The following is a 10,796-nucleotide window of genomic DNA, read 5'->3' as shown; positions in this document are numbered from 1 at the left end:
TTATTACCTCACCTAAATTCTTACTGGGATTTTAGGTTTTAGATTAAAAAAATTTGGTGAAAGTCTCATCCCTAAGGACGAAAAAAATCGTAAATCCAAAATCCGAAATCTGCTGACGGCCAACCGTACTTTGAAGGGTAGTTTTAGCTGTCCGTTTTTTGAATAGTTTCAATTACTGCCAAACCTATACTAGAAGCGGCAATGAGTATCATAACTGATCCTAAAAAAGCGGCAGTCAGCATTTGCAGGGCTTGGTCAAAAAAAATATAGGTGGTCATTTGTTCACCTTTTGAACCTTATATAGCTACTGGTACTATTTAATGCTTCTTCACAGCCTGGGGGCTGAATTCCTTCTGATCGTATCTTAACAAAACTTTAGCTTTTTGATGATACGATTGCAAAGTTTTATTACTAAAGATTTGATGAATTTTAACTATATTTGGTTACATACAATACTAAAAAATACTGATAGTACAAATTATCTCTACTGTCAGAGGAAAATTTAGATTATGAATCTCTGAGGTATCCTGTAGATAAAGCAAACACTCCCAGTCATAGGGTTATAGAAAAACTAGGAGGCAAAATTGCTACAGAATATGACCATATTACTGTGAGTGATAAAGTCTTAAATATCGTGGAATACAGGATTTTAAGATAACAAAATCATGAATTTTGCTAGTTAATAAATACCTCAACAAACTAAATTAGACAAGGTTTAATAGTAGCAATTACTGATTCGGCCAGACTTGGTAAATCATAACCTCCTTCTAAACCAAACAAAATTTTTCTGGTGATACTTAAACAGTATTCTGTAAATAAACTAAAATCTTCTGGTTGTAAATCCACACCCGCTAAATAATCATTTGCATTAGCATCATAACCCGCACTTACAATTAGTAAATCTGGCTGAAAATTGCTTAAAAACGGTAAAACTTTTTTTTCCCATAATGGTTGATAAATACTAATATCACTACCAGGAGGGACAGGTAAATTTAACACATTATTATATGAACCTTGATCAGAACCTTTCCCAGTACCAGGATAAGCTGGGTATTGGTGAAGAGAACAATAGGCAATTTCTGGGTGAGTTTCTACTATTGCTTCCGTACCATTACCATGATGTACGTCCCAGTCTAGAATAGCGACGCGTTTAATTCCAGGTTGTTGCAAAGCATAAAAAGCAGCAATGGCGGCATTGGCAAATAAACAAAACCCCATACCCGTACTATTTAAGGCATGATGTCCAGGTGGACGCGCTAATACAAAAACAGGATTAGATGTATTAATAATTATGTCAATTCCATCTAGCCACGCACTCACAGCTAATAAAGCAACATCATAACTGCGCGGAGAAATGGGAGTATCTCCATCTAAATAACCACCACCAGCAGCAGCGAGTTCTTTAACTCTATTGATGTATGTTTTAGTATGAACTTTTTCAATGGAAGATATTAAAGATGGTTTAGATGTAACTGGTGTTGGCAGTTGCCAAGTAATTTGTTCAGTAAAACTAGCAGTTTGTAAAGCATTGACTATGGCAGTTAAGCGGGCGGGTTTTTCTGGATGGTAGAGTCCAGTATCATGATCTAAAAATTCTTCAGAATAAATAATGGGAAACATACAGTAAAATTCAGGAGTGAGGAAATCCATAATACCAATTTAACGTAACCCTGCACAGAATGATGAAATAAATTTAATTATCCCTATTTATCTGCAGTTAATTATTCTTGATATCTTAAACCAAAATATTTTCCACTCTGTCACCTGCTTTCTGCTGTAATTGCTATTGATGGTACTAAAAATAACGGTTTTTCTGAGTAGTTCATGATAGGTATAGAACAACCGTTTCAACGCTAGTGAAAATCCTAAAAATGAACACTAATATAGATAAAGATAATCTTAATTCCCCGCGTCAACTTAGAATTTTTAATCAATCAGAGGTTTTTATTGAAGGTTGGTATTGGGTATTACCTTCTCAATCTTTGGGAGTTGGTGAGGTTAAATCTGTCAATACCCCACGACCTGAATTCTGACGATAATTCTTCTATATCTCAACATTTTTGATATCGCATTCCGGGAAGTTGAGTCACTAAACCCATGAGTTCTAATTGTAATAAAGAACTGGAAACTAAAGCTGCATCCATACCTGTTTTTTGAATAATTACATCAAAGGATACAGTATCAATAGTTAAGGTATCTATTATCTGTTGTAATTCTGGGGTTAAATTAAGTAAAGGAGGAGATTTAACTATAGGTGGTTCTATATCTATTTGGGGAATTGCCCCCAACATGGTTAATAATTCAGTGAGTTCTTGATTAATTAAACCTGCACCTTGACTAATTAATTTTAAACAACCTTGGGATGGTTGATCATCAATTCTTCCTGGTAATGCGTAAACATCTCGGCAAAATTCATTAGCATAAGTAGCGGTAATTAAAGCACCTGATTTTATTGGTGCTTCTATGACTAATACTGCCCGACTTAAACCGGCAATGATGCGATTTCGACGAGGAAAATGGGTGCGGTTGGGTGCAGTTTTGGCAGGATATTCACTAATAACTATTCCGGAGGTCAAAATCTGTTTATATAAATCCCGATTTTTATGGGGATAAATTACATCTACACCTGTTCCCACTACTGCTATTGTTCTCCCTCCTGCTTTCATTGCTGCTGTGTGACTTTCGGTGTCTATTCCCTCGGCCATTCCGGACACAACGGTAAAACCATTTTTTGCTAATGCGGTGCTAATTTGTCGAGTCCATTTAATTCCATATTCTGTAGGTTGACGAGTTCCGACAATTCCTACTAAGGGTTTTTGTCCTACATTTTCCTGTAAATCAACTTCACCCCGATAATATAATAATGGTGGTGGACTGGGAATTTCTCTGAGTAATTGGGGATATTCTGGGTCTGCTGGTGTCCAGAAATGAGGGTTTATTTGTTGGTGTTGAGTTAGTAATTGTTCAGGGTTTAAATGGGATTTTTGTTGAACAACTTTTTCTAGGGTCTGAAATCCAAAACCTTCAACTTTTCGTAGTTCTCCAGGACTGGCTTTCCAAGCAGTTTCTAAGTTACCAAAATGCTGTTGTAGTCTTTGGAGTAATATGGGTCCAATCCCCGAAATTTGCGACCAAGCTAACCAATATTTACGTTCTTCTGTGTTTGACATTATATAAGGAGGAGTCAGGAGTCACCGAGTCAGGAAGAAGAAAGGAAAGAAATTTTATCTTTCATGTAAGTGGATACGACTGTATCAAACCTTTGATAAATGTTGCTTTTTTAAATAATCAAATACGGATTTATCTCCAATGTCGGGAGGAATAGGTTGGATAATTTTTCTTACGGCAAAGATGAAAAAGAAAATTGCCCAAATTCCTAATAAAACTTGTTCTGCTTGGGTTGATAAAATTCCTGTTAAATGTCCTAATAATAGTAAGGGAACTATGGGAGTTAAGATTTTAGTTTCTAAACGATTAAAACAGAAACCTTCTTTGAAATAAATTCCTGTTAATGCAGCAAAGGTAAAACCGATTCCTAATGTTGTTAGGGGTTGCTGATAAATAGTTATGGCAAAAGTTTGACTATCACCATATCCAAAGATAAAGGCACAAATGCTGCCAATGACCCAAAAAAGTTGGAGAATGCGGTGCAGAAATGCCATATAAATATGAATAGTTAATAAACTAATACCCAGTGCGAGAGTAAAACAGGTGTAGAGAGGGGTAAGGGCGGCAATTGCTGCTGGTTGGGGATAGAATAATACTAAACCGCTACCAATGGCAAAAGACAATGCGGCTATCATTAACCCTGTGCGATAAATTATCACACTTTGGCGATCGCTCTCGGTAATGGTAAATTCCCCAAATTGACCTTGATATATTTCCGATGATGATATTGTTTGTGTAGTCATATTTTTTAATAGTATAGTTGTCAGTTTTAGATCCCGCACTTCTTTAAGAAGACGGGGATTTGCTCATTTTACCCTGACTCCTCTAGGGGCGAACGGCCGTTCGCCCTTACTGAATTCTTACAATTCAATGTCCTTTCCCAGCACCTAAATATAATTCTCCTACTTTGGGATCATTTAATAATTCTCTACCAGGTCCTGAAATTGCATCTTTTCCTGATTCTAACACATAACCCCGGTCTGCCATTTCTAAGGCTTTGCGGGCATTTTGTTCTACTAAAACTATGGCAGTTCCTCCTTGGTTAATTTGTTTAATTTGCTCAAATACTTGAGTTACCAAAATCGGAGATAATGCGGCGGAAGGTTCATCTAAAAGCAGTAAACTGGGTTCTAACATTAATGCTTTACCCATTGCTAGCATTTGTCTTTCTCCACCGGAAAGAGTCCCCGCTCGTTGACGACAGCGATCGCTCAATCTGGGAAATATACTGTATATTTTATCTTTAAGTGGTTTCAATGGGATATTTCTCACAAAAGCTCCCATTTCTAAGTTTTCATCTATTGTCAAAGATGGAAAAACATTGGCAATTTGAGGAACATAGGACATACCTTTAGCAACAATTTGATTAGATTTTAAACCTACCAAATTCTGATCTTTAAAGGTAATAGTTCCGGTATGGGGTGTCAACAGTCCAAAAATAGTTTTAACTAAAGTTGATTTACCTGCACCATTGGGACCAATTACTGTTACTAATTCCCCTGGTGCAACGTTAAAGTTAACACCCTGCAAAATATCTACATCTTTAATATATCCGGCGTGGACATTTTCTGCTTCTAATAAATAGTGATTAGTCATTTGTTATATGAGGGAACAGGGAACAGGGAACAGGGAACAGGGGACAGGGAGCAGGGAACGGGTTTATCTGTTAACCGTTAACCGTCAACCGTCAACTGTCACCTGTCACCTAATTGACTTTCTGCAATTCTGGTCTTTCTTCTGCCAAAATCGCGTTTTCTACGGGGCAAACTTGGAGGCAGATACCACAATCAATACAGGTAGCAAAGTCAATCCAGTACCAATCTGTACCTTTGGCGTTTTTTCCTGGTCCTTCATGAATACAAGCTACGGGACAAGCACCTACACAGTCAGCAACACCTTCACAAACGTCTGTAACTATGGTATGTGGCATTTTTCCGATTCCCTCTGTTTTGAATTTTAGATTTTAGATTTTGGATTGATTTTGGGAAAGTTTACCAATATTCCCATTTTTAACATCCTGCTTCAATGGTTGGTGAACCGTCAGCTTTAATCCAGGCTATTTGGGTAATAGAGCGATCGCTCGCATATTGACGAATCTCTTTTGCATCCCTACCACCCAAGTCAATTTCTACTCTGACTAAATGGCTAGAATCACGTAATTTTGCAGCATAGGCAAAGGCCGCAGCTTCAGCACCAGGTGTTTTTGGGACTACTAACCAATTACTAGGGGGGATATCCTGGGGTAATTGCTGATTTGATGAGAGAATTTGGTATAAATCATCAATATTCAATTCAAAACCGATACCGGGAATATTTTTGCCTTGGGGATGATATAAACCTAGTAACTGGTCATAACGACCACCACTGCCTAAAACCGTTGCTTGGGAATTTGTCTCATTGACTACTTCAAAAACCAGCCCAGTGTAATAGTCAATGGTTTGAATTAAGCTCAAATCGAGGATTAATGGAAATTTACCATCTAGTAATTCTACCAAGGATTTGAGGTTATTTATAGCCTCATGCTGGTCTGGTTCTAGCTGTAAACTGCTGACTTTTGCTAAAACTTCTTGACTATCTCCACGCAAATCCAACATCATTTTAGCGCGTTGGTGTAGTTCCGCGCCCAGAGGCAAGGTATCAAGAGTGATATAATCCAAATTAGCGATCGCTTTCCGAACCTGATTTCTGATTTCTGGCGGAAACGCATTGAGAAGAGAGCGAGTAATACCCGCTTCACCGACAATTAACCGCCACCCTTGTAAATCCAAAGCTGCTAAACAATCTGCTACCAATAGCAACACTTCAGCATTTGCTAATAATCCTCCTGCCCCAATTAATTCTACACCAGCTTGATAATACTCTTGCTGGCGATTATGGCGGCCTTCCCAATTACGGCGAAAAACATTAGCATTGTAATAAAGTCGCTGGGGATAGGTGGTATCTGTCATCCGAGTTACCACTGCACGAGCGATGGAGGCCGTCAATTCTGGACGCAACCCCAATTCTTCATTTTGAATATTTTGGAGTTGAATTACCATCTGACGCACAATTGCTTCACCCGCCATCAAAGTATCCATGCGTTCCAGAGTTGAGGTGATAATCCTGTGATATCCCCAACCTTGAAATACTTGTTCTAATCTATCTTCAATCCAGCGTTTTTGTGCCACATCTAAAGGTAATAGATCCCTGGCTCCCGCTGCTGGTTGATATACCATTATTTTTTCTTCCCGCCAAACAAACCGCCAAACAAACCGCCATTTCCAGACTTATCTGGTTGCTTCTCTTCAGTTTTGGAAGAGGAATTCACTTGAGAACCACTGTTAGTAATTCCTAAAGCTTTATCTACCTTGGGTTTCCATTCCAGGGCAGTTTTTTCCTTGGGATTTAACTTGAGGGCGTTATCAAAGTGAATTTTTGCCATTTTTAATTGATTTTGCCGTAAATATATCATTGCTATCAAACTATGGCAATGACTATTTTTTGGCTCTAACTTTAAGGCATCCTGTAATTCTACTTTGGCCTGGGACAATTGGTTTTTTTCCAGTAAAGCTTGAGCGCGGCGCAAATATTGTTCGACTATCGAATCTTCTTTTGGCGTTATGCTGGGAGTAGTTGGTTGTTGTTGAGGAGTATTAGCTGGCTGAGTATTCCTAGTTTGATTAGATGTAGATGGTGTTTTACTTATGGACTGTACCCCCATCCGCATCAGGTAAACTACGTTTAGCTCACTAATTTGGGCAATGATTTTATCTACTTGTTGTAAATCATCAAATTGAGTTTCTGCAATTTGAGCGATCGCTTGCTTATAAGACATAGCAATATTCGGTGCAGCTACCAACTGTTGAGCTAGTTCACTTTTGAATGAAATTGTTGCCGCTTCCTGTACCAGCCGTTTGCTCATTTGTGTCAAAATTAACAAATATTCCGCTCGATTTCGTTCCGCAGACAATTTCTCATAAGCTGGGTTAACTAGCTTCGATAAAAGTTGATTAGCTATCTGCTTATTAGCTTCACCTACCATACTGGAACTATCTGGGTGCAAGAGACGGGCAATTTGTAAATAACGTTTACGTATCTCTTTACCTTCTGCATACACAGGAACACATAAGATTGCATGATGATCTATCAAATCATAGCTAAATAATCCCGAATCTATTTTTAAAGACATATATATATATTGCACCACAGCATATCTTCCCTATTTTACAATAAATTAGGATACTCAGAAGAGATTCGGTAGAAAATAATGTGCTATGGCAGAAGATAGGAAATCACGAGTCGTCGAGTCCTCCTATTTCTGCCATAAACTATCAACATTGACAAAATCATAGCCTTTTTCTAATAATTGGGGAATTAAAATATTAATAGTTTCTGCCACATCTTTTCCGCCAAAATAGCCATCATGCAACACAATTAATGAACCATTTTTCACCTGTTTTATAACTCTATTTACCACTACATTCACCCCAGGATGTAACCAATCTTCAGGAACAACACTCCACATAACTGGCCGATAATTCCACTGTTGAAATAATTGTAATGTTTTAGGCGTAAAAAAACCATTAGGCGGGCGGACATCTTGCACTTGTGCAGGTGATAAACCACAGGCATTATAAATAGCAAATTGGGTTTTTTCTAAACTCTGTTTTAGTTCGCTTGGGGAAAGTAGGGGAAAAGAATCATGTTCATAACCATGTAATCCGATCCAGTATCCTTGATCGCTGACTGCTTTGGCAATATCTGGAAACCTATTGACACAATTTCCTAGCCAGAAAAAACTCGCGGTTATGTTGTAATGCTTCAAAACGGATAATACTTGCGGTGTGTATTGGGGATGAGGGCCATCATCAAAAGTGAGGGCGATAGTTTTACTGTTTGAGTTTCCACTCCAGAGACAATGGGGAAAAGTCGGTTGGAGAACTCGGTAAACAAGGGGAAATAGAGGTGCAAATTGCATTGACTGGTGACTGTTGACGGTTAACTGTTAAGAGAAAGAAATATTTCCTCCTGCCTCCTGTAGGGTGAACGGCCGTTCACCCTTACGACTGAATTCTTTAAATCATATTTGTTACAAAAACTGTAACAACAACCTAATTTATGATCACATTGGTTTAAATTAGGAAAAAATCTGCGGGTAATTCCTGGACTCAAGATGACATCATTCAAAGATAGTCGAGATTATCAAATTCTGTTTCTGAGTTTATTTCTGATTTTGGGAATTTTAACGCGAGACTGGACATTACACCCAGAAATGATTTGTGTGGCGATCGCCTCTTGCATCATAACTCAAATCATCTGCTCATTGCTCACCAAATCCCCAGACACAATACAACCAATTAATATCCGTAGTCCTCTTATTACCTCATTGGGACTTAGCTTATTACTACGTGCAGATCATTGGCCAACAATGGCCTTAGCTGGATTTGCCGCCATAGCGAGTAAATTTGTATTTCAATTTGGTGAAAAGCATTTTTTTAACCCCGCTAATTTTGGCATTATAGCTGTTCTCACCCTCACTAATGATGCTTGGGTTTCCCCAGGACAATGGGGGGAAGAATGGTGGTATGGATTATTATTTGCTGGGACTGGAGGCATGATTTTACAGCGCGTTGGCCGTTGGGACACCACCGCCGCTTTTCTAGGTGCTTATTCCCTCCTAGCAGCCATCAGAAATATGTGGTTAGGTTGGACTTGGGACGTTTATTTTCATCATTTAATGAATGGATCTTTACTATTATTTGCCCTGTTTATGGTGACAGATCCCCGATCAATTCCTAATGCCTCCATGAGTAGAATTATTTGGGCAATATCTATTGCCTTATTAACCTTTATTTTGCGAAACTATTTCTTTATCTCCACTGCTGTATTTTGGGCTTTATTTACCCTTGCTCCCTTAACTATTTTATTAGATAAATTCTGGGTTACACCTCAATTTATTTGGGAAAATAAAACAGAAATACCAGCTTGTAAGGATACCCTGTATACAGAAGTTTAATCAAGCTGCCTCTTATGGTTTTCATACCCCCTAGCCCCCGATTCTGGGGGAATAAGAATTTCAATACCAATTAACTATCATCAATTAAGGAATTAAAATGAAACTTTTTCGCATATTTATCCCCTTAATATCCGCACTTTTAGCCGTGCTGTGTTTTACGCCCACAGCTTGGGCTTTTTGTGGTTTTTATGTAGCTAAAGCCGATACAAAACTCTATAACCAAGCCTCACAAGTCATCATTGCGCGAGATGGAAATCGCACCGTTTTAACAATGGCAAACGATTTTCAGGGAGATGTCAAAGATTTCGCCGTTGTCATTCCTGTTCCCACAATCTTAAAAAAAGAACAAGTTCATGTAGCTGAATCAAAAATAATTGAAAGATTAGATGCTTTTAGCGCTCCTAGATTAGTTGAATATTTCGATTCTGACCCCTGCGCCCCAATGGAAAGAATGGCAGATATGCCAGCACCACAAGCCGCAGGAAGGATGAGAAGTTCAGCTAATGAAATGAAAAAAGATAACAGTTTAGGAGTAACCGTTGAAGCCAAATTTAATGTTGGTGAATATGATATTGTCATCCTCAGTGCAAAGGAATCTGGAGGATTAGAAATTTGGTTAAATCGCAATGGTTATAAAATTCCTAAAGGTGCAAAAGACTTACTCAAACCCTATATTCGCTCTTCGATGAAATTCTTTGTTGCTAAAGTCAACTTAGACGAATTTTCTCAATCAGGGTATGAATTACTGCGTCCTTTACAAATTTCCTACGAATCACCTAAATTTATGTTACCGATTCGTTTAGGAATGATTAATGCCACCAAAGAACAGGATTTAATTATTTATATTCTTTCACCCCAAGGACAAGCAGAAATTACCAATTATCGCACAGTTAAAGTTCCTTCCGATGTCAATATTCCCGTTTATGTAAAAAGTGAATTTGGTAGCTTTTATAAATCCATGTTTCAAACTTCTTACACTAAAGAAGATAAAAAAGTTGGCTTTTTAGAATATGCTTGGGATATGAGCAGTTGTGATCCTTGTTCGGCTGAACCACTCAATAATGAAGAATTAAAACAAGCTGGTGTATTTTGGTTGGATAATAATAGTGATAGACCAGTATCTCCTAGTTTCCGTTCTCGTTTTCCTAGTAGTAATGTTTTCATTACCCGCTTGCACGTTCGCTACAGCAGAAATAAATTTCCTGAAGATTTGATGTTTCAAGCAACTTCCCAACGGGACTCTTTTCAAGGACGTTATATTTTACAACATCCATTCACAGGAAATCTTCAATGTAGTGCTGGCAGAGAATATAAACGTTCTTTAAATCAAAGATTTGAAAAAGAAGCCCAAACCCTAGCGAGACTTACCAATTGGAATATTCAAAATATTCGCCAAAAAATGCAATTATCTGGAGGAAATCTTTCTACTTCTTGGTGGGATAGATTCTTAGCTTGGTTAGATTTGTAATATCATTTCTGGATGAAGATACGCTTTATTTTTCCTTGTCGAGACGTTCCGCCGGAACGTCTCTACTAAATTTATAAGGAAAATAGGACTTAGGCAAGTGTCACAATAAAAATCTGTTGTAGGGTGCGTCAGACCGCATGAATCCTGCAAATAAACAGATTATTG

At 38.0% G+C, this 10,796-nt stretch carries 12 protein-coding genes; 3 read left to right on the top strand and 9 right to left on the bottom strand.

What is annotated here, in order from left to right:
- Positions 1-143: 143 nt before the first annotated feature.
- Entirely contained in the window at positions 144-278 is a 135-nt protein-coding gene (locus tag CUN59_RS22315) for a hypothetical protein (RefSeq protein ID WP_265586189.1), read from the bottom strand.
- Between the two features lie 421 nt (positions 279-699).
- Complete coding sequence (locus CUN59_RS10255) at positions 700-1,620, bottom strand: histone deacetylase family protein (RefSeq protein WP_104387758.1); 921 nt, start codon at positions 1,618-1,620, stop codon at positions 700-702.
- Positions 1,621-1,871: 251 nt separating this feature from the next.
- Here CUN59_RS10255 and CUN59_RS10250 point away from each other — a divergent pair, with 251 nt between their 5' ends.
- Complete coding sequence (locus CUN59_RS10250) at positions 1,872-2,033, top strand: hypothetical protein (protein ID WP_243406913.1); 162 nt, start codon at positions 1,872-1,874, stop codon at positions 2,031-2,033.
- 18 nt (positions 2,034-2,051) lie between these two features.
- Here CUN59_RS10250 and dprA read toward each other — a convergent pair whose 3' ends face one another.
- The 7 genes from dprA to CUN59_RS10215 all read right to left on the bottom strand — a co-directional run bounded on the left by dprA (position 2,052) and on the right by CUN59_RS10215 (position 8,125).
- Entirely contained in the window at positions 2,052-3,170 is a 1,119-nt protein-coding gene (dprA, locus tag CUN59_RS10245; RefSeq protein ID WP_104387753.1) for a DNA-processing protein DprA, read from the bottom strand.
- An 84-nt stretch (positions 3,171-3,254) separates the two neighbouring features.
- Complete coding sequence (locus CUN59_RS10240) at positions 3,255-3,911, bottom strand: DUF2301 domain-containing membrane protein (RefSeq protein ID WP_104387752.1); 657 nt, start codon at positions 3,909-3,911, stop codon at positions 3,255-3,257.
- 124 nt (positions 3,912-4,035) lie between these two features.
- On the bottom strand, positions 4,036-4,764 hold the full coding sequence (locus tag CUN59_RS10235; protein WP_104387751.1) for an ABC transporter ATP-binding protein: 729 nt from the start codon (positions 4,762-4,764) through the stop codon (positions 4,036-4,038).
- A gap of 109 nt (positions 4,765-4,873) precedes the next feature.
- Entirely contained in the window at positions 4,874-5,098 is a 225-nt protein-coding gene (locus tag CUN59_RS10230; protein WP_104387750.1) for a ferredoxin family protein, read from the bottom strand.
- A gap of 79 nt (positions 5,099-5,177) precedes the next feature.
- Positions 5,178-6,383, bottom strand: a complete 1,206-nt coding sequence (locus CUN59_RS10225) for an ATP phosphoribosyltransferase regulatory subunit (protein WP_104387749.1) — start codon at positions 6,381-6,383, stop codon at positions 5,178-5,180.
- A complete protein-coding gene (locus CUN59_RS10220; RefSeq protein WP_104387748.1) occupies positions 6,383-7,336 on the bottom strand; it encodes a J domain-containing protein in 954 nt (317 codons plus the stop codon). The genes CUN59_RS10225 and CUN59_RS10220 overlap by 1 nt, the downstream gene beginning before the upstream one ends.
- Before the next feature lie 123 nt (positions 7,337-7,459).
- Complete coding sequence (locus CUN59_RS10215; protein WP_104387747.1) at positions 7,460-8,125, bottom strand: polysaccharide deacetylase family protein; 666 nt, start codon at positions 8,123-8,125, stop codon at positions 7,460-7,462.
- A 195-nt stretch (positions 8,126-8,320) separates the two neighbouring features.
- Here CUN59_RS10215 and CUN59_RS10210 point away from each other — a divergent pair, with 195 nt between their 5' ends.
- Positions 8,321-9,163 (top strand): RnfABCDGE type electron transport complex subunit D, encoded by an 843-nt coding sequence (locus CUN59_RS10210; RefSeq protein WP_104387746.1) that lies wholly within the window; start codon positions 8,321-8,323, stop codon positions 9,161-9,163.
- 97 nt (positions 9,164-9,260) lie between these two features.
- The gene (locus CUN59_RS10205) at positions 9,261-10,631 is read left to right on the top strand and encodes a DUF2330 domain-containing protein (protein ID WP_104387745.1); all 1,371 of its coding nucleotides are present in this window, start codon (positions 9,261-9,263) and stop codon (positions 10,629-10,631) included.
- Positions 10,632-10,796: the final 165 nt, after the last annotated feature.

Origin of the sequence: Cuspidothrix issatschenkoi CHARLIE-1, from assembly GCF_002934005.1 — a bacterium.
GTDB lineage: Bacteria > Cyanobacteriota > Cyanobacteriia > Cyanobacteriales > Nostocaceae > Cuspidothrix > Cuspidothrix issatschenkoi.
The sequence above is the reverse complement of the archived record's forward strand: the minus strand, read 5'-3'. Positions and strand labels throughout refer to the sequence as shown.

What these genes read in the sequence shown, in the direction of transcription:
- CUN59_RS22315 (WP_265586189.1), bottom strand. Translation starts at nt 278, where the DNA reads ATGACCACCTATATTTTTTTTGACCAAGCCCTGCAAATGCTGACTGCC.
- CUN59_RS10255 (WP_104387758.1), bottom strand. Translation starts at nt 1,620, where the DNA reads ATGTTTCCCATTATTTATTCTGAAGAATTTTTAGATCATGATACTGGA.
- CUN59_RS10250 (WP_243406913.1), top strand. Translation starts at nt 1,872, where the DNA reads ATGAACACTAATATAGATAAAGATAATCTTAATTCCCCGCGTCAACTT.
- dprA (WP_104387753.1), bottom strand. Translation starts at nt 3,170, where the DNA reads ATGTCAAACACAGAAGAACGTAAATATTGGTTAGCTTGGTCGCAAATT.
- CUN59_RS10240 (WP_104387752.1), bottom strand. Translation starts at nt 3,911, where the DNA reads ATGACTACACAAACAATATCATCATCGGAAATATATCAAGGTCAATTT.
- CUN59_RS10235 (WP_104387751.1), bottom strand. Translation starts at nt 4,764, where the DNA reads ATGACTAATCACTATTTATTAGAAGCAGAAAATGTCCACGCCGGATAT.
- CUN59_RS10230 (WP_104387750.1), bottom strand. Translation starts at nt 5,098, where the DNA reads ATGCCACATACCATAGTTACAGACGTTTGTGAAGGTGTTGCTGACTGT.
- CUN59_RS10225 (WP_104387749.1), bottom strand. Translation starts at nt 6,383, where the DNA reads ATGGTATATCAACCAGCAGCGGGAGCCAGGGATCTATTACCTTTAGAT.
- CUN59_RS10220 (WP_104387748.1), bottom strand. Translation starts at nt 7,336, where the DNA reads ATGTCTTTAAAAATAGATTCGGGATTATTTAGCTATGATTTGATAGAT.
- CUN59_RS10215 (WP_104387747.1), bottom strand. Translation starts at nt 8,125, where the DNA reads ATGCAATTTGCACCTCTATTTCCCCTTGTTTACCGAGTTCTCCAACCG.
- CUN59_RS10210 (WP_104387746.1), top strand. Translation starts at nt 8,321, where the DNA reads ATGACATCATTCAAAGATAGTCGAGATTATCAAATTCTGTTTCTGAGT.
- CUN59_RS10205 (WP_104387745.1), top strand. Translation starts at nt 9,261, where the DNA reads ATGAAACTTTTTCGCATATTTATCCCCTTAATATCCGCACTTTTAGCC.